Genomic DNA, 18432 nt, shown 5'->3' with positions numbered 1-18432 from the left:
CGGGTAAAGAAAAGCGGCCATCCGTCGCCGTGACGGATGGCCGCTTCTCGTTTCGGCTCGTGGACATTACCCCACCACAAAATTCACCATCCGCTTCGGGACAACGATCACCTTGCGGATCGTCTTTCCCTCGAGGTGCTTTTGTACGCCGGCATCTTCCTTGGCCATGGCTTCAATGTCTTCCTTGCTCGCGTCGGCGGGAAAATCAAGCGTCAGGCGGGTTTTGCCGTTAAAGGCGATGGGATAGGTAAAGCTATCCTCCACCAACCACTTCTCTTCAAACACCGGCCACTCGCTCCGGTGCACGCTGCCTTCCCCGCCCAGGGCGTGGAACAGCTCATCGGCAATGTGGGGCGCGAAGGGAGCGATCAGTCGCGTAATCGGCTCCAGTACGGCGCGCTTGTTGCACTTCATTTTGCCGAGGTCATTGCAGGCCACCATGAAGGCCGAGACACAGGTATTGAAGCTGAGTTTCTCGATGTCTTCGGTCACCTTCTTGATGAGGGTATGGAGTACCTTCATTTCCTCCTTCGTCGGAGTCTCCTCGGAGACCTCCAGCGTCTCGTCGTTACCGACGTACAGATTCCAGTAGCGACGCAGGAAACGGTAGACACCATCAATGCCACTTACGCTCCAGGGCTTGGCCTGATCGATCGGTCCGAGGAACATTTCGTACATCCGGAAGCAATCCGTGCCGTAGCGGGCACAGATGTCGTCGGGGTTGATGACGTTGTGCTTGGACTTGGACATCTTACCCATCTGAAAGCTGAGCTCAATGTACTCCCGTCCTTCTCTGTCGGTTTCCCAGACGAAGCCCTGCCCCTGTTCGAGGACGGAACGGAAGTAAGCCGCATCCTGGGCCTTATCCTCCGCAAGGCTATTGACCGCATCGCGGTAGAGGCGGAAGCTCGGTTCGTTATCCACGCTGGTTTCTTCCACCATCCGCAGGGGTACCTTCCGGGTGCCGCTGGCGTCGCCGAAGGCCAGCGTTCCCGTGCCGACGCCGGTCACTTCAATGCTCGCACCAGCGGTCAGATTGCTGCCGACCCACACCGGGGTTTCCTGACCATCGGTGGTCTGAAGAACGGCCAGCTGGATGCTCGTGATCGGGGCACCAATCATGCCCTGGTTGAGCAGTTTCTTGTAGGGTTCGCGGGTGGGCACTTTGCCCAGGTCGAAGAGCAGCTTGTGGCACAGACGACTGTAGAGGATGTGACTCACCGCGTGCTCGGCTCCCCCGACGTAGAGATCGACGTCCTGCCAGTATTGTACGGCGTCCTCGCCGGCAAAGGCCTCGTCGTTATTGGGGTCCATGTAGCGGAGGTAGTACCAGTTCGATCCGGCCGTAGCGGGCATGGTGTCCGTTTCCCGTCGTCCCTGGGGGGTATTCACCCAGTCGGTGGCGCGCTTGAGGGGGGCCTGTCCGCCGACACTGCGAAAATCCTCCATCGGTGGAAGGGTAACGGGCAGCTCTTCGGTGGGCAGGAAATGGGGAATGTCCTGGTCGTCGTAGATGATTGGCCAGGGTTCTCCCCAGTAGCGCTGGCGACTGAACACCAGGTCCCGGATGCGGTAATTGACCTCCTTACGGCCCCGGCCTAACTCTTCCAGCTTTTTGGTGGCCGCCTCAATGGCTTCGGGCACTTCCATGCCGTCCAGGAAGTCACTATTGATGAGAATGCCCACCTTATCCTTCAGCGTAGCGCCGGGATACTTACTCTTGTCGATCACGTCAATGATCTCGATACCAAACTTTTCGGCGAAACGCTTGTCCCGTTCGTCGTCACTGGGCACGGCCATGATGGCGCCCGTGCCGTAGTCCTTCAGTACGTATTCCGCGATGTAGATGGGTACCCGGGCGTTGTTCAGGGGATTGATACAGTAAGCCCCCGTAAAGGCACCCGTAACCTTTTTGACGTCACTCTGGCGCTCGAGCTCGCTCCGTCCCGCCACGTACTTGAGGTAAGCATCAATTTCTTCCCGCTGCTCGGCCGTGGTCAGTTCTTCCACCAGGTCATGCTCCGGGGCAAGCACCATGAAGGTGGTACCGAAGATGGTATCCGGACGCGTGGTGTAGATGTCGAGTTGGTGGTCGTGGCCCTCAATGTCAAAGTGCGCCAGGGCACCGGTGGATTTACCAATCCAGTTGGTTTGCTGGGCCTTGAGGCCTTCGCTGTAATCCACGGTATCGAGGCCCTGCAACAGGCGCTCGGCGTAAGCGGTAATGCGGAGACTCCACTGCACCATGGGGCGCTGCTCTACGGGGTGATTGCCCCGTTCACTGCGGCCGTCCTTTACTTCGTCGTTGGCGAGCACGGAGCCCAGGGCCTCGCACCAGTTCACCATACTGACGCTGCGGTAGGCCAGCCGGTAGTTCATCAAAAAATCCGACTGCTCCTTGGCCGACATGGCCCTAAACTCCCCGGCGGAGACAACCTTTTCCTCCGATTGTGCGGCGTTGAGGTTTGCCGTACCGTGGGCTTCCAGGTGGGCGATCAACTCCTCCACCGGACGGGGCTTGTCGGCCGACTTATCGTACCAGTGCTTCCAGAACAGGCCGATCAGCCACTGGGTCCATTTATAGTATTTGGGGTCCGAAGTATTCACGGCACGTTCCCAGTCAAAACTCAGGGCCAGGCGCAGCATTTGCTCCTTGTAGCGCTTAACGTTTTTGGCCGTCGATTCCGAGGGGTGCACTCCAGTATCAATGGCATATTGTTCGGCCGGGAGGCCGAAGGCATCAAAGCCCATGGGGTGCAAAACGTTGAAACCGCGCAGTCGCTTGTAGCGGGCAAAAATATCGGAAGCAATATACCCGAGCGGGTGACCAACGTGCAGGCCGGCTCCGGAGGGGTAAGGGAACATGTCCAGTACGTAGTACTTGGGTTTATCCGGATCGTTCGTTGTCCGGTAAGTTTGGTGTTGCTGCCAGTAGTCTTGCCACTTACGATCAATGGCCTGAACGTCAAATTTCATGGGGCTGCGTTTAGCGATGCGCAAAGGTAAAGCGACGATGGGGATTTGTGCGTATATGAGGTAAACAGATGTAGGTGGGGAGGAAGTTGCCGGGGGAGAAGGCAAAGGCTGAGGCTGAGGAGAAGGCTGAGGAAAAGTATCTGGAATAGGCTTGCTCCGCAAGCCGGTCGATTTGAAGAAAGGCATAACTAGCCGGTTAGGACACACAAAGCAGCAACGCGCTGCGCTCGTTGCACACCTCGTGGTCCAAGGAAGCACCCCAAAATGGTCGATACGTTCCACGTCGAGCCAAACCCAGAACCCGAAAAGTTACCGGAATAGACTTGCTCCCCGCCCAATGGGAGGTTGGTCGGGCAAGCGCAAGCCGGTCGTTTTGATGGGTGGGGATACGAATCCGGTAAGGACGCACAAAGGAGCAACCCGCAACGGTTCGCACTCCTACACAAAAGCCCGGAGGGTAACGGAGATCCTTTTTCCCTGATACTTTTTCAATTTCGGCACTTCGTGGGTCCAGGAGAGGTTGGTGTTCCAGGGAATGATGACGACGTCACCGTTGGCAACCGGAAGATCCACGCTACCGGTTCCCCGGTAGGGACGCAGCCGGAAGACCCTTTCCTCCCCCAGACTGATGGTGACAATGGGGCTTTGCGGCAGCAGGCCGATGGTGGAATCGCGGTGCTTACCGATGTAGTGCCCCTGCTTGCCATCGTACCAATTCAACAGTAGGCCGTTTAACCTCTTGTCCACGTGCTCGTGGCAAAACCGCAAAAAGGGGTGAAGCTTTTTGGGGATGGGTAACGACTTATTCACCGATCCCGTGTAGCGATAGTTGTAGCCGTAGGCCTGCTGCCAGCGGGGCAACGGCACTTCTTTTCCGGCCATCACCACCCGATGAAATTCCTCCGGACGTAAATCCCAGAGGTGCGAGAAATCATTTATTCCCCCTCCAAAAGACTGGGGAAAGGAAGAGCGGAGGATGAAATGATGGTCGTCCAGAGGCACCTTATCAAACATTGGGGTTCAGTTGCGTCATTAAAAACACAAATTATCGTTATTTTACAAATATTCAAACTTTTCAACAACACAATGCTACAACAGGGCGTCGGCGCGCAGGTGCAGTGCAGGTTTTGTAGGAAGCCATGGAGACGTATTGTTTGGTCCATCGGGAGGCATTGGCTGATTCTGGCAAGCGAAAAATGAACGGGAAGACTAACTTGATCTCAAGAAAACGAAACCACCGATGCGAAAACTGATCATCTTGACACTATGCCTGGCGGGGGCGTTCCTCCGGGCCCAAGCCTCCTGTCCCTGCTGCACCGAAGACCACGGCGGGTTCGACTTTTGGGTCGGGGAATGGACCGTAACCGACACCACCGGAACCGTGCTGGGGGCCAACACCATCGAACGCGTTGAGGGGGGCTGCATCGTGCTGGAACACTGGCGCGGAGCACAGGGTAGTACCGGCCGCAGCCTCAATTACTACAACCGAACCACCGACACCTGGCACCAGACCTGGGTGGACAACGCCGGCAACCCCCTGATTCTTTACGGTGCGGTACAGAACGGCAGCATGGTGATGCGCACCGACGAGCAAACCGCCCAGAGCGGAACCGTTTACTACAACCGCGTCACCTGGACGCCCCTCGAGGATGGCTCCGTTCGTCAGCAGTGGGACATCATGAGTACGACGGACAGCCTGTTGAGCACGGTATTTCTGGGGATTTACCGGAAGGAGGAATAGGATTTAGGATTCAGACTGAAGGCTCATGGCCGACGGATTATTGTTCGGTATGGGGGTATTGCTCGATTCGGGCGGCTAGCCGCCCGGCGAGGTACGTATTTGCCTTCCCTAGAGTAGCGTGAATTAGTCTTGCTTCCTCCCGGTAAGCAGCAATCTTTTCTGGCGTCCAGTAGTGAGGAGGGGGCGAAAGGTTAACGATACGGTCGGCCAGTTTAACCATGGCCACTTCGCGTCGACACCCCAAAATTCGATCAAGGCTATCCCGCATCTGGGCGGGTTTACCCGGTAGCGTTTCATCCTTGGTGAGGGCCCGTACTCCCGCCAGAATTTCGGGACCAAAACTTGCCAGTATCTCCGCTTCGGTAAGCGCGGTATCCTCGAGGGTATCGTGGAGGATAGCGCAGCAAAGGGCCAGGTTGGCGTCCGCCTCCGGATCACCCTGCAGGGCCGCCATAATTTCGAAGGTCACCTGACCGATGTGCGCCAGGTATTCAACCTCACGGTCCGCTTCGTGGCTCCCGTATTTTTGTCCGTCGTGATGCCGCACGGCCAGTGCCCAGGCGCGGTTGATTAAATCAATCTTAAAGTCCATATGAAATTATCTCAACTATAGTTCGTTGCTTCGTTGTATTTGCACTGCACCCGCGCGCCGCGCCCTTCTGCTATTTCAACTCTATGAAACTACTCTCTAGTTCCAACTACCGGCAAAAAATACTCTGCCTACTTTGCTTTTGCGCGGTTGCGCTTACCACCATCAGAGCTCAATCCGAAGCCGACCACATCCGGGTACTGGGGGAACACTTCCAGGGAGCCACCGAAGTGCACGTCGAAAATGGCCGCATCGATATCCTCACAAAAACTCACGCCATTGAAGTAGAATGGGCTTCCAAATGGAAGAACAGCATTGGTCAGGCGTTGTGGTACGCCCAGCAAAAAAACGTGAAGGCGGGCATTATTCTACTGCTCAAAGAGCGCAAGGACTTAGAGCACTTTTACAAACTTACCTCCACCCTATCCTACGCCGGTCTCTCGGACTTGGTGACCGTCATGGTTTACCCCGATCAATTTCCCGGACTCACCGTCGGACCGCCGCCCATCGCGCCCAACGATGACCACACCCTAACCCACTGGCTGAATCTGAGCAGCAACAAGCGGCACAACGCCAGCTGTGAGCAAAACTTCGGCCGCACCAAAAACGGTCGATATTGCCGGGCCGACGAGGGCGTAGCCTGCGGGAGGTGCGGCGGCTAGGTAGGCACCACGATTACCACCAGGTCTTCGTTTTCCACCAGGGTTTTCTCCTGAAGTTCGACGGCCGTCACCTCACCGTCAATGGGGCTGGTAATGGTGGACTCCATCTTCATTGCCTCAATGACAAACAGCGGGTCACCCGCCTTGACTTCATCCCCTACTTTAACCAGAATCCGGCTCAAATTACCCTGTAGCGGACTACCAACTTCCCCGGTACCCGAAGCCTTCCGGTTCGCCACCAGCTTCGTTTCCAGGCTGAGGTCGCGCACCTTGATGGACCTGGTCTGACCGTTGAGACTGAAGAAAACCAGTCGGTTGCCCTGCAGGTCGGCCTCGGTCATGTTCAGGTACTTGATCGTAATGGTTTTACCCATACTGAGGCGCACCAGCACCTCCTCGTTCGGTTTCAGTCCGTAGAAAAAAGCGTGGGTCGGAAGGTTAGCCACCTGCCCATACTCTTCGTTGAACTGGTGGTAGTCAGCGTACACCCGCGGGTACAGTAAGTGACTCAACAGTTGCTTCTCGTCCGGAGCGTAACCGAATTCTTTCTGGTAGGCTGCACTTGCCGCCTCCCAATCGATGGGCTCCAGGTGAGCGTTCGGACGTTCGGTGTAAGCATCTTCCCCCTTGAGGACGAGGGACTGCACTTGTTCATTGAAGCCTCCCTCGATCTGGCCGAGGTCCCCCCGCATGAGGTTCTTCACGCTGTCCGGAAAGTCCAGCTTGTCGCCGCGGCGGAGAATGTCCTCCTTCGTGAGGTTATTGCTGGTCATGAACATGGCCATGTCGCCAACCACCTTACTGGAAGGCGTCACCTTAATCAGGTTACCGAATAACTCGTTGGCCGCCGAATAATTCTCGCGGATCTTTGGGAACTGGTCCTCGAGTCCCAGGCCCCGGGCCTGGGGGCGGAGGTTGGAGTACTGGCCACCGGGAATTTCTGTGTCGTAGATCGTCGCCGTGCCCGCCCGTAATTCCGTTTCGAAGGGATAGTAGTAAGTACGCACCGTCTCAAAGTAGTCGGCGTACTGGTTTAAGAGGCCGAGATCAACGGGGTTTTCGCGCTCGTGCCCCTGCATCATGGCCGCCACGCTGTTGTAGCCGGGCTGGCTGGTCAATCCGGAGAGGCTGTTGATGGCCACGTCCACCACGTCAACGCCCGCTTCGATGGCCCGGAGGTAGGTCGCACTCTGAATACCGGAAGTATCGTGGGTGTGGAGGTGAATGGGCAGGTCGACCGTTTCCTTGAGGGCCGTGATAAGCTCCTCGGCCGCCAGCGGCTTGAGCAGTCCCGCCATGTCTTTAATGGCGATCAGGTGCGCCCCGGCGCTTTCCAGCTGCTTGGCCAGTTTGAGGTAATAGTCCAAGGTGAACTTGGTCTTCTTCGGGTCCATAATGTCCCCGGAGTAACAGATGCAGGCTTCGGCCAGACTGTCGGTATTTTCCCGGACGGTCCGGATGGAGGTTTCCATGTTCTGCACCCAGTTCAGGGAGTCAAAAATTCGGAAAAGGTCGATGCCACCGGTGTAGCCGGTAACCTTTCCCGCTTCGTCGCGCTCCTCGAATCCCCGGGCGGATTCTTCGATGAACTTGATGATCAGGTTATCCGGGTAGGCCTTGTACCCTACCCCGTTGCTACCCCGGAGCAGCATCTGGAAGATGGTATTCGGGATTGCCTTGCGGAGCTTGCGCAAACGACGCCAGGGGTCGGCCTTCAGGAAGCGCATCGCCACGTCGAAGGTGGCGCCGCCCCATACCTCCATGCTGAACAGGTCGGCGGGCTGGTTGACGGCGTAGCTGCGGGCCATATTGAGCATGTCATACATCCGCATCCGCGTAGCGAGTAGCGACTGGTGAGCGTCCCGGAAGGTGGTATCGGTGTAGTGAATTTTCTTCTCCTGCTTGAGCCAGTCCACGAAGCCATCGCGTCCGAGTTCCTTCAAAAGGTCGCGGCTCCCCCGGGGAATGCCCGCGAAGCGGTCGTAGGGGGGCACGATAGGTTTGAGGAAACTGCGGTCTTTATCGGGGTTTTTCACGTCGGGATTACCGTTGACGATAACGTCCGCCAGGTAACTGAGCATTTTGGTGCCCCGATCCCGGAAATTCATGGGTTTCATGAGTTCCGGATGGTCGGGAATGAAGCGAACCGTGGCCTTTCCGTCCTGAAAATCGCGGTTTTCCAACAGGTTGAGGAGAAATCCGATGTTGGTCTTTACGCCCCGGACGCGGAATTCCCGCAGCGCGCGGTGGAGTCGGCGGGCGGCACCCGGCAGGGTGCGGCCGGTGCCCGTCACCTTAACCAGCAGGCTATCAAAGTAGGGACTGATGACGGCCCCCGGAAAGGCCGAACCGGCGTCCAGCCGGATACCCATACCGCTGGCGGAACGGTAGGCGATCAGGGTGCCGTAGTCGGGTTTGAAGTCGTTGGCGGGGTCTTCGGTGGTGACCCGGCACTGAATGGCAAAACCATTGTACTCGATGTCTTCCTGGCTTCGGATGAAGATGGTCCGGTGATCCAGGGGGTAGCCCATCGTAACCAGGAACTGGGTGCGCACCAGATCGATGCCGGTAATTTCCTCGGTGATGGTGTGCTCTACCTGAATCCGTGGATTGACCTCGATGAAGTAGATGGCATTATCCTGGTCCACCAAAAATTCAACCGTTCCGGCACAGTAGTAGCCCACTTCGCGGCCGAGCCGCAGGGCGTATTCGTAAAGTTTATCCTTTACTTCCTGGGGGAGATTCGCCGCCGGAGCGACTTCGACGACCTTCTGAAAACGTCGTTGCACCGAGCAATCTCGTTCGAAGAGGTGGACCAGGTTACCGTAGTGATCGCCGAGTAGCTGCACCTCAATGTGGCGCGGGTTTTCGATGAACTTTTCCAGGAAGATGGTACCGTCCCCAAAGGCCTTTTCTGCCTCGCTGCTGGCTTCCACCACTTCAATCCTGAGATCCTGTTCGTTCCGGACGACCCGCATCCCCCGTCCGCCGCCGCCGGCGGCGGCTTTAATGATCACCGGATATCCGATGCGGCTGGCTTCTGCGGCGGCTACTTCCGGGTCCGAGATATCCTTATCACTGTCCTGGATGAGGGGAACATTTACTTTTCTGGCCAACTCCTTGGCGGCGACCTTATCACCCAGTTGGTCCATGCTTTCGGGCGCCGGTCCGACGAAGGCAATCCCGTTGTCCCGACAGGCCCGGGCGAACTCTACGTTTTCGGAGAGAAACCCGTATCCCGGGTGGATAGCATCCACCTTACGCTCCTTGGCCAGTTTGATGATCGCCTTAATGTCGATGTAGGGGCGCAGGGGCTCATCATCGGGACCAATTTGGTAGCTTTCATCCGCCTTATAACGGTGCAGACTGTAGCGATCTTCGTAGGTATAAATCGCGACGGTGCGCAGCTTCAGCTCGCTGGCGGCGCGTAGGATGCGGATGGCAATTTCGCCGCGGTTAGCGACCAGAATCTTTTTGAAACGGGTGATTTTGGGGGCGTCCATGGATCAAATATTCGTGATGCTGGGAAGATACTAAATTGTTGAAGCTGCCGGCGTACCGTCCCCCTTTGCTTACGATCTAATCTATCCCAAATTACGATTGCTTTCGGGCGATGAAAAACGTAAACTGGCCTAATTCAAATGGTTTCCGGTCGCTGCGCGCAGGTGCCAGGAAGTAGGGAAACGAGCAGTGCTCAGGTAGGGCATTAAAGTCCGGGCATGAGGAATAGTCAGGGGGGAATTGTATTTTTTCTTGAAACCTGGTTCCGCCTACTGAGCCTACATGTAGGCTCAGTAGGCAAGATTTACACAATTTTCCATTGCACCCCCATTTTCCTTCACCCCCCGTTACAATTTCTGTCGAAAGCGTTGCTCCACCGCTGCCAGAAATTCAGCCAGGGCAGCATCATTTAGAGTAAACCCGGCCTCTCCGGAAGGCAAACCCGTTCGGTGTAGTAGGGAAAATCGTTCTAACATCCTCAGATGACGCCGGAAGGAAGTTTCGGAAAGAGGAACGTGCTTACGAATCTGGGAATAACTCAGGATACGATGTTCCCGTAAGAAGGCCACAATCTGTACCCGGGCAGCGTGGGCCAGGGCTTTGTTGTAGCCCGCAATAATCTGATCGTCAAAATCAAATTGGTATTCTTTGGCGACGGCCATGGTTAATAGGTTTTAGGTGAAAATTTTGAACCCGTCTCTAGGAATTTGAGGAAAGGCCCAACACTTTTTAGTCAATAAATATAAGCGAAATCAACAAATAAAACTTTTTGTTTCTAAAATCATCATGGTCCCCCTTCACGAATACGTACCACAACCGCTTGGTAATGCGTGGCTTATCGGCTACATTTACATTATCGTGACATTTCCTCACCTCAACACCCTCGCATGCGCCAGACACTTCTATTCCTATCCTTTACCCTGCTCCTGGCGCTGACCGCCTGCCAGCCGGACTACTCCATCCTCGACCCCGTTGTTCCCGATCCCCTGGATAACATCTCCAATCCCCTCAGTTTCTCCGACGAAGCCTACGAAATTCTCAGCCGGGAACTTAACATCGAGCAGGACATCTACATGCCCCTGCCCAAAATCCCCGCACACTTTCCCCGCCAACCCTCCGCCCGGGAGCTGACGGAAACCCAGATGCGCCGGGCAGTACTGGGCCGGGTACTGTTCTACGACACCAGACTCTCCGCCACCGGAGAAACCAGTTGCGCCAGCTGTCACCAGCAAAAGGCGGCCTTTGGCGACAATATCCACGTCAGCCAGGGTATCAACGGCAATCACACCTCCCGCAATTCCTGGCCCCTGGCCTCAGTACCCTCCTTCGCCACCGGAACTACCACCACCACCGTCCAGGGATATTACGCCCCCACTACCACCACCGTTGACGATCCCAAGGTTAAGTTCTTCTGGGACGGCCGGGCCAGCAACATCATGGAACAGGCCATCGAAACCATGAGGAACCCTGTGGAAATGGGCATGGAACTCGAAGGCATTGTGGACCGGCTGCGTAATGAGCCGATCTACCGCGTGCTTGCCGCCAAGGCCTACCATACCGAGGAACTACAAACGGCCCACATCATTCAGTCAATCGGTGATTTCATGACCACCATGAGTTCAACGGATACCCGCTTCGACGACCTGATGGATGACCTGGCCGCCGGTCAGACCGAAGCGCAGCTCCTGCGCGCCTACTCCGCCCAGGAACTGCGGGGCGCTACCCTCTTCCAGCAAAACTGTGCCAGCTGCCACAGTGAAAACCTTGATCGCCACGAGATCGTCATGGCCAACAACGGCCTGGAAATGGATTACCTCGACCAGGGAAATGGTGCCGTCACCGGAGATGCCATGAAAAACGGAATGTTCAAAATTCCTTTCCTCCGCAACGTCGCCCTCACGGCTCCCTACATGCACGACGGAAGGTTCGCTACCCTGCGGGAAGTAATTGACCACTACAGCGATAAGCTCGTGGAGCACCCCAACCTGCACCGAAACCTGAAGAACGCCGACGGGGCCGCCAAACAGCTTCACCTGTCTGAAGAAGACAAGGAGGCGCTGGTTAAGTTCCTGGAGATGACCACCGACCGGACCATCCGGGAAGCACACCACCTCTCTGACCCCTTCATCCGGTAATCCGCTATTTTTCCGCCGCCCACTCCCGACGGAGGATGCGGTACTGATAGACCGAACTGATGCGCCCCTTGCGGATGAAGTAGTCCTCAAGGAGCGCTTCTTTTTTCATGCCGTTCTTTTCCATGACGCGTCCACTGGCCGGATTCGTTACCAGGTGAGTCGCATCAATCCGGTGTAGCTTAAGTTCCTCAAAGCCCATGGCAATCAGCGCCGCCACGGCCTCGGTGGTTATGCCTTGGCCCCAGTAGGGCTGCCCCAACCAGTAGCCAAGGGTGCCCCGCTGGTGGAGTTCATTGACGGTAATCCCTACGCCCCCCAGAAATTCTTCCGCCTCCGGGTCACGGATGGCGAAAATGTAATGATGGCCTCCGGCCCGCCCTTCCCGGGCCATATTCAACCAGAACACCGCGTCCATCTCCGTATAGGGATGTGGAATGTTCAGGGTCATCTTGGCCACGTCGGGATCGTTGGCCAGCGTGGCGATCCGGGGAATATCGGTTACCCGGGGAGCCGTGAGCAGTAATCGGGGCGTACGTAGCTGGTTGCGCGGGTCCATAATCATTGGCTTTTGCTACCAACAATACCACTCCCCACGGAAGTTCCTCAATGGATGGTTCCCCGTCGGTCTTTCAGCATCCCTCCGGGACGACGACGAAACACCGTGGTGATCTCCGCACAAATCGCCATGGCGATTTCTTCCGGGCTTTCCGCGCCAATATCTAGTCCAACTGGACTAAATAGCCGCGGATACCCCCCGAGGTCAAATCCCTCCTCGGTGAGCTCCCGGTGCATTTTCTCCATTCGTTTCCGGGGACCCAACATCCCCAGGTAGGCAGGCTGCTGCGGTAAAAAGTGGGCGATCATCGCCTTGTCTTTATCGTAGTCGTGCGACATCATGACTAGGGCCGTATGGGCATCCAGTTGTAATTGCCCCACCTCGTCGTACCCGTACAGGTGGTGCGTCTTCGCCTCAAAGTCGTGGGTAAATTTTCGCCGGGTACCGACGACGTGTAGTTCCCACCCCAGGGCTTGGGTCACCTCCGCCAACGCCAGCACGTCATAGTTATCGCCCACTGCGATCAGTCTGGTTTCCGGCCGAATCTGTTCGATTAACATTTCCAGCGGTGCTCCAGCCTCTCCGTTAAAGGTGCCCAACCTCGACAATCCCCGGTCAGTAACCTGCAGAATCTCCCGATATAGCTGCCTTTCGGATACTCCCGTCCGCCGGGCAATTTCTGCTCTACCCCGCAGGGGTTTACCCACCAGGTCCTGCAATGATTTAGGTCCCCTGACCAACTGTATCATGACTTCCGGGCCCCGGGTATCCACCACCGACCGGAGAATTTCCACCGGATTCTCGGGGTCCGCAACGCCGATCGGGGTAAAGAGTACGGTTACTTTTCCGTTGCAGCCCAGTCCGATGCCGATGACGCGGTCTTCTCCGTCCAACGTATCGTAGACCTGAATCGAAGGAGTTTGCTGGTAGATGGCGGTTTGGGCCCGCCGTTTGGCGTCGCCCTCCAGGCAGCCACCACTGATGCCGCCAACGCAGCGGCCATCGGCCGCGACCAGCATCCGGGCACCGATTCGGCGGTAACTGCTGGCCTCCACGCCCACTACGGTAGCCAGGGCCATGGTCACCTCCTGTTGTTTAAGGTTATCGTAGGCCGCAATGATCTTACGAATCTCCTTCATATCGTTGGTAGTCTTCGGGGGTATCGAGGTCAATGATAGCAGTCTCCGCCGAGAAGCGCAAAAGGGCACTTTCCTCCCGCAAAAGATTCCGGGCACCGGCATCTCCCGTAAGCTGACCGAGTTGCGTCCGGTAACGGATGGGGAAAACCGCCGGCACTCCGGCCCGCTGTCCGTAGGCCGTAGCCCGAATGAGGGAGGAATCCGCCCGCATCAATTGCTGGAGGTATGCTCTGGTGACGAAGGGCTGATCCCCGAGGCAAACCAGAATCTGCTCCGGGAGCTCCTGGTCGGGAATGGCGGCAACCCCCGCGGCAATTGATCCGCCCATGCCTTCTTCCCAGCGGTCGTTGAGGACGACCGTATAAGGGCCCTCCGGTAACTCCGCCTGAATCTCCTCGGCGTGAGCACCCAGGACCAGATAGGTCGGCTGCCCCAGAGAAAGCACTTCCGCAAGAACGTGGGTAAGCAGTTTCTTTTCTCCCCACGGGAGCAATTGTTTTACCCTGCCCATCCGGCGGCCGGCACCGGCGGCCAGAAGCAATATGGCGGTAGCGGGAGTTGCTGGCATCTCATGCGCCAAGGTACGGCTTAGGCGGAGGAAAATACGCCTCAACTTGCCCGGCAACCGACCCGCGTGGCCCTCCGGTATTTCCTGGCACCCGCCATCGGCCAGCTGCTGCTCTTTGGAAAATCGACATCCTCAATCCCACTGGTCGACGGTCGTAATCCCCACCGGATAGGTCTCCGCGATCCGGGCCAAAATTTGCTCGTACAGCGCGTCGTCCCGGGTGAAATCACGGTCGCCCAGGTCCAGGATCAAGACGGGATGCTCCTTCTGACTACGGAAAAAATTGAAGTAAGCCTGCTGTACGGAACTCAGGTAGTCGTCCTGAATTTCCTGTTCAAAACTTCGTCCCCGCTTGGCAATATTGGCCTGCAGAGCCTCCACCGGCCGGTGCAGATAAACGATCAGATCGGGGTTCGGAAAGCCCGCGTCCATGGCCCTGAATAACCGGCTGAACAGCCGAAACTCCTCGTCGGGTAAGGTATTTCGGGCAAAGAGCAGGGTCTTGACAAAAATGTAGTCGGACACTACGCCATTGGAGAATAAATCCGTCTGGGCCAGCTCCGCCTGAAGTTGCTTGTGCCGCTCGGCCATAAAAAACAACTCTACGGGGAAAGCGTAGCGCTCGGGCTCCTGGTAAAAGGGCGGCAGGAAGGGATTATCGTCAAATTCTTCCAGAATGAGCCGGCGGTTAAACTGCTCACAGAGCCGCCGGCTCAGGGTAGTTTTGCCGGCACCAATGTTGCCCTCAATGGCGATGTATGCGTGGGGAATCTCCATCACGGCGCGAAAATACCGTATTCGTTCGCAAGCCGCCAAGCCGGTGTTACATTTGCGACATGCAACTGACGCTAGCCCTCGGCACCAATCTGGGAAATCGGGAGCAAAATCTCGCACGGGCCCGCCAAAGCCTGATGGATTACATCGGCCCCCTGGTCGCCAGGACCGCCGTAGTCGAGACGCCCGCCTGGGGCGTAACCGACCAACCGGCCTTCCTCAATCAGGTGATCGTTCTGGATGCGACAAGAAATTTGCGGGGGGCGCATCGCGCAGGTGCCAGGCTGACGGGTAAGGCCCTGGTGGATCAGTTGCACCGTTGGCTGGACGTCTGCCAGCACATTGAGCAAACCGGTGGCCGGGAACGCAAGCTCCACTGGGGGCCCAGAACCATCGATATTGACCTCATCTTTGCCGATGATGTCCACTTCGAAGACCACCGCCTCAGCCTGCCGCACCCCTGGTGGAACAAGCGCGATTTCGTCGGAGGGCTCCTCCAGCGGGAACTCGCCGACCTGTTTCCCCAGCACTATCCTCCGCAGCCGCGGCTCGAAGAGGTGCTCCCATCCCCGACGCCCTTTCTGGAAGCCTTTTTTGCGGCCCTTCCCCCGCAGATTCACCACCTTCCCATCGATCATCTCTGCTACCGGGTAGCCAACCAGACCGACTATCACAACTACCGCGATGCCCTTGTGGCCGCCGGCCACGAGCTCCTCACCGAAGCGCCCATCAGTGGGCGCCCCATCGCAACCTTCCGCCTCCTGACGCCCGTGCGGTTCCGGGGACAAGCCATCCACCTCCTCGAGCTCCCCGCTCCGAAAACGGGAAGCCCCTACCCCGCCGGGTACGAGCACGCGGAAATGGTGGTCGATCAATCGCTCCCAAAATTCGAACGATGGTTATTACAACACACTACCTTTGCCCCCGAGGACCTGGATCAATCCGGACGTAACAAGCCCCTGAATGCTGATCTGAGAATTCGCCTCGACCATGGCATGAGCATCAAGTTTCACGAAAAACCCCTGGACGAAATCATCAGCATCGAACAAGGGCAATAAATGGTCCCGTCGTTCCGCTTCGCTAAAGCATCCTATCTTTTGCGCCCGGATCGCGGACGCTCAACCCCAAATCGAACTAAAATCATCCCATGCACGATCGCCATACCAACCGGCAGCGGTACTTTCGGGAACAGGCACAAACGACCCAGAAATACGTCATCCCCTACCTCCAGCAAGTTACGCCAGTGACCGGAGAGAGCCGGATCTTGGAAGTCGGCTGCGGGGAGGGTGGCAACCTGATGCCCTTCGTGGAGATGGGCTGCGAAGTCATCGGCGTGGACATCAACCAGGGTAAAATCGATAAGGGAAACGCCATCATCAAAGAGCGTGCACCGGAAGCCAACGCCAGCCTCCGCCACGACAATATTTATGACCTGAACGAGACCGAAATCGGCACCTTCGACGTCATTTTTCTGCGCGACGTTATCGAGCACCTCCCGGATCAGGATCGCTTCTTCAAACACGTTCAGCAGTTCATGAAACCCACCGGAGTGATTTTCTTCGGCTTTCCTCCCTGGCGGATGCCCTTCGGCGGACACCAGCAAATCTGCGAGGGAAAAATACTGAGTAAACTGCCCTTCTTTCATCTGCTCCCCACACCGCTATACGCCATGGTGTTACGGGCCTTCGGAGAAAGTGATCGCGTGGTAAATTCCCTCCTGGAAATCAAGGAGACCGGCATCAGCATCCATCGGTTCAATCAGCTGGTGCGCCGTAACGGCTTCCGTTTTGCCCGACAAACCTACTACTTCATCAACCCGAATTACGAGATAAAATTCGGGCTGACGCCCCGGGTGCAAACGCCCCTGATTGCGGGCATCCCCCACCTGAGAGACTTCTTCATTACCTGCTACTACAGCGTTATCCGGCGCTGATCCACGGTAAGGGAGAGCCAGCAAAACGCGCAGCAGCCCGGAAATAATCGGTGACGGCGGGATAAAAATCCACGCATTTCATTCAGAGAAAATTCTGGATGAGTAATTTTATCGCAACCATTTTCTTTCCCATGGTTTCCCAAGGGTAACTCACCAATTCAATCATGATGCTACGCCGCCATTTCCTGCGGACCTCCGCCCTCGCTCTGGGCGCTGCTCCCCTCACCTCCCTGTTCAGCAAGCAGTTTAATGCCCTGCTTGCTCCCCAGATTACCATGATTCGGGATAACGTAGGCTTTTACACCAATCGTGGCGGCAGCATCGGACTGTATCTCCCGGCCGGCAAACCCGAAGGTGGAGCGGTGATCGACACCCAGTTTCCGGAGCAGGCTACTACCCTGCTGGAAATGCTGCGCGATCAGGGGCAACTCACCCAACTAAGCCTGCTCGCCAACACCCATCACCACGGTGATCACACGGGGGGCAACGGGGTTTTTGCCGATCTGGCCAAAGACTACGTCAGCCACGCCCGGGCCCAAAAGAATCTGGCCGACAACCTGAAAAAGAACGACCGGGAAGGAAGCATGCCTCTCCCGAAGACGACCTTCACCACGGACTGGAGCATGGCCCTTCCGGACGGCAAAGAGCGGGTCACGATGAAGCATTTTGGTCCGGCCCATACCGGAGGCGATGCGGTCATTCACTTTGAGCAGGCCAACGTGGCCCACCTTGGTGATCTGTTGTTCAACCGGCGATTCCCCTACATTGACCCCGGAGCAGGTGGAGACATCATCAACTGGGCCAGCGTCATGAAGAAGATCCGTAAGCACTACGACCGGGATACCGTATTCATTTTCGGCCATGCGGCCGAATCTTACGCCGTAACGGGGACTTCCGAAGACCTGAAGGCCTTCGAAAATTACCTTAATTATCTACGGAAATACGTCAAAAAGGCGAAAAAGGCCGGCACCAGCATCGAAGCTCTCCAGGCAAAGACGACCACCATCCCCGGTGCTCCGGAATGGCGCTTCGGCGAGCGGATGCGGAACGTCAACCTGCAGGTGATGTACGAAGCCCTTTAGGTTCGCCTACCAGCTCACCGGTTCACCGTCCCGGAAAAAACCACCGGTCGGCCCGTTGTCCGGAATGAAGGCGGCCCACAGTACGGAAGCCGCTCCCTCTTCGGGGCTGCGCGGGGCCGCGGCCCCGCCCATATCGGTGCGCACCCACCCCGGGCATACGGCATTGACCAGGATACCATCTTCTTTGAGGTCTGCGGCCATCTTCAGGGTCAGCATATTCAGGGCGGCCTTGGATACTGAGTAGGCCGGAGTACCCGGCCAGCTGTCTTCAAACGAACCGGAACTGCTGCTCACGTTGACCACCCTGGCACCTGCGTCCGCGACAAATGGTCGGGACCCTCGTGCTCTGCCGGGGCTCCGTCGCAAAAGTGGATACGCCGCTTTCGTCATCCGCCAGGGCCCCAGGGTATTGACCCGCCAGGCTTCCTCCACGATGGCAAAGTCTGCGGTCATCGTATTCTGGAAGGTATCGTAATGAATGCCGGCGTTGTTGATGAGGATATCAAGGCGGCCGTGATCCCGAGCAATGGCCTCCATGACCGTCGCAATGCTCTCCGGATTAGCGACGTCCAGCTGATAAAAGTGCGCCTGCCCACCACGGCCATTAATCTCTTCCGCCACGGCCTTACCCGCCGGGCTCCGGCTCGTCACCAGCACCCGACATCCTTTATCGGCAAGTCCCAGGGCCGCCGCCCGGCCAATGCCGCGGTTAGCCCCGGTAACCAGGGCTATTTTTTGCTTTTCCATAGGGATATTATGCCACCAGCTTCCCCGAA

At 57.0% G+C, this 18432-nt stretch carries 16 protein-coding genes; 6 read left to right on the top strand and 10 right to left on the bottom strand.

Annotation, left to right across the window (positions count from 1 at the left end; translation table 11 throughout):
• Positions 1 to 66: 66 nt before the first annotated feature.
• Positions 67 to 2976 carry a leucine--tRNA ligase gene (locus E1J53_RS10135; RefSeq protein ID WP_134272810.1) on the bottom strand — a complete coding sequence of 970 codons (2910 nt, stop codon included), beginning with the start codon at positions 2974 to 2976 and terminating at the stop codon, positions 67 to 69.
• A gap of 438 nt (positions 2977 to 3414) precedes the next feature.
• Positions 3415 to 3990 carry an alpha-ketoglutarate-dependent dioxygenase AlkB gene (locus E1J53_RS10130; protein ID WP_134272809.1) on the bottom strand — a complete coding sequence of 192 codons (576 nt, stop codon included), beginning with the start codon at positions 3988 to 3990 and terminating at the stop codon, positions 3415 to 3417.
• Positions 3991 to 4216: 226 nt separating this feature from the next.
• On the opposite strand from E1J53_RS10130, the gene E1J53_RS10125 reads away from it, so the two are divergent.
• Positions 4217 to 4717, top strand: a complete 501-nt coding sequence (locus E1J53_RS10125; protein ID WP_134272808.1) for a hypothetical protein — start codon at positions 4217 to 4219, stop codon at positions 4715 to 4717.
• 37 nt (positions 4718 to 4754) lie between these two features.
• On the opposite strand, the gene E1J53_RS10120 is transcribed toward E1J53_RS10125, so the two are convergent.
• Positions 4755 to 5309 (bottom strand): HD domain-containing protein, encoded by a 555-nt coding sequence (locus tag E1J53_RS10120; RefSeq protein WP_134272807.1) that lies wholly within the window; start codon positions 5307 to 5309, stop codon positions 4755 to 4757.
• 83 nt (positions 5310 to 5392) lie between these two features.
• Here E1J53_RS10120 and E1J53_RS10115 point away from each other — a divergent pair, with 83 nt between their 5' ends.
• The gene (locus E1J53_RS10115; RefSeq protein WP_134272806.1) at positions 5393 to 5968 is read left to right on the top strand and encodes a hypothetical protein; all 576 of its coding nucleotides are present in this window, start codon (positions 5393 to 5395) and stop codon (positions 5966 to 5968) included.
• On the opposite strand, the gene E1J53_RS10110 is transcribed toward E1J53_RS10115, so the two are convergent.
• The gene (locus E1J53_RS10110; protein ID WP_134272805.1) at positions 5965 to 9471 is read right to left on the bottom strand and encodes a pyruvate carboxylase; all 3507 of its coding nucleotides are present in this window, start codon (positions 9469 to 9471) and stop codon (positions 5965 to 5967) included. The genes E1J53_RS10115 and E1J53_RS10110 overlap by 4 nt on opposite strands.
• A gap of 345 nt (positions 9472 to 9816) precedes the next feature.
• Positions 9817 to 10131: a winged helix-turn-helix domain-containing protein gene (locus E1J53_RS10105; RefSeq protein ID WP_134272804.1), complete on the bottom strand. Its 315-nt coding sequence runs from the start codon at positions 10129 to 10131 to the stop codon at positions 9817 to 9819.
• Between the two features lie 225 nt (positions 10132 to 10356).
• On the opposite strand from E1J53_RS10105, the gene E1J53_RS10100 reads away from it, so the two are divergent.
• On the top strand, positions 10357 to 11604 hold the full coding sequence (locus tag E1J53_RS10100) for a cytochrome-c peroxidase (protein WP_134272803.1): 1248 nt from the start codon (positions 10357 to 10359) through the stop codon (positions 11602 to 11604).
• 4 nt (positions 11605 to 11608) lie between these two features.
• Here E1J53_RS10100 and E1J53_RS10095 read toward each other — a convergent pair whose 3' ends face one another.
• The 4 genes from E1J53_RS10095 to E1J53_RS10080 all read right to left on the bottom strand — a co-directional run bounded on the left by E1J53_RS10095 (position 11609) and on the right by E1J53_RS10080 (position 14644).
• A complete protein-coding gene (locus E1J53_RS10095) occupies positions 11609 to 12160 on the bottom strand; it encodes a GNAT family N-acetyltransferase (RefSeq protein ID WP_173021427.1) in 552 nt (183 codons plus the stop codon).
• Positions 12161 to 12207: 47 nt separating this feature from the next.
• Positions 12208 to 13299, bottom strand: coding sequence for an XdhC family protein (locus tag E1J53_RS10090; protein WP_173021426.1), 1092 nt, complete (start codon positions 13297 to 13299; stop codon positions 12208 to 12210).
• Positions 13283 to 13867 (bottom strand): NTP transferase domain-containing protein, encoded by a 585-nt coding sequence (locus E1J53_RS10085; protein WP_134272800.1) that lies wholly within the window; start codon positions 13865 to 13867, stop codon positions 13283 to 13285. Before E1J53_RS10085 ends, E1J53_RS10090 begins: the two co-directional genes overlap by 17 nt.
• 132 nt (positions 13868 to 13999) lie before the next feature.
• Positions 14000 to 14644 carry a deoxynucleoside kinase gene (locus tag E1J53_RS10080; protein WP_134272799.1) on the bottom strand — a complete coding sequence of 215 codons (645 nt, stop codon included), beginning with the start codon at positions 14642 to 14644 and terminating at the stop codon, positions 14000 to 14002.
• A 59-nt stretch (positions 14645 to 14703) separates the two neighbouring features.
• On the opposite strand from E1J53_RS10080, the gene folK reads away from it, so the two are divergent.
• The 3 genes from folK to E1J53_RS10065 all read left to right on the top strand — a co-directional run bounded on the left by folK (position 14704) and on the right by E1J53_RS10065 (position 17656).
• Complete coding sequence (gene folK / locus E1J53_RS10075) at positions 14704 to 15699, top strand: 2-amino-4-hydroxy-6-hydroxymethyldihydropteridine diphosphokinase (RefSeq protein ID WP_173021425.1); 996 nt, start codon at positions 14704 to 14706, stop codon at positions 15697 to 15699.
• Between the two features lie 89 nt (positions 15700 to 15788).
• A complete protein-coding gene (locus E1J53_RS10070) occupies positions 15789 to 16574 on the top strand; it encodes a bifunctional 2-polyprenyl-6-hydroxyphenol methylase/3-demethylubiquinol 3-O-methyltransferase UbiG (protein WP_134272797.1) in 786 nt (261 codons plus the stop codon).
• Positions 16575 to 16738: 164 nt separating this feature from the next.
• A complete protein-coding gene (locus E1J53_RS10065) occupies positions 16739 to 17656 on the top strand; it encodes an MBL fold metallo-hydrolase (RefSeq protein WP_253931373.1) in 918 nt (305 codons plus the stop codon).
• A gap of 6 nt (positions 17657 to 17662) precedes the next feature.
• On the opposite strand, the gene E1J53_RS10060 is transcribed toward E1J53_RS10065, so the two are convergent.
• Positions 17663 to 18403 (bottom strand): SDR family NAD(P)-dependent oxidoreductase, encoded by a 741-nt coding sequence (locus E1J53_RS10060; protein WP_134272796.1) that lies wholly within the window; start codon positions 18401 to 18403, stop codon positions 17663 to 17665.
• Positions 18404 to 18432 lie beyond the last annotated feature (29 nt).

The sequence above is a fragment of the Lewinella sp. W8 genome (assembly GCF_004375085.3).
Classification (GTDB): Bacteria; Bacteroidota; Bacteroidia; order Chitinophagales; family Saprospiraceae; genus Neolewinella.
The sequence above is the reverse complement of the archived record's forward strand: the minus strand, read 5'-3'. Positions and strand labels throughout refer to the sequence as shown.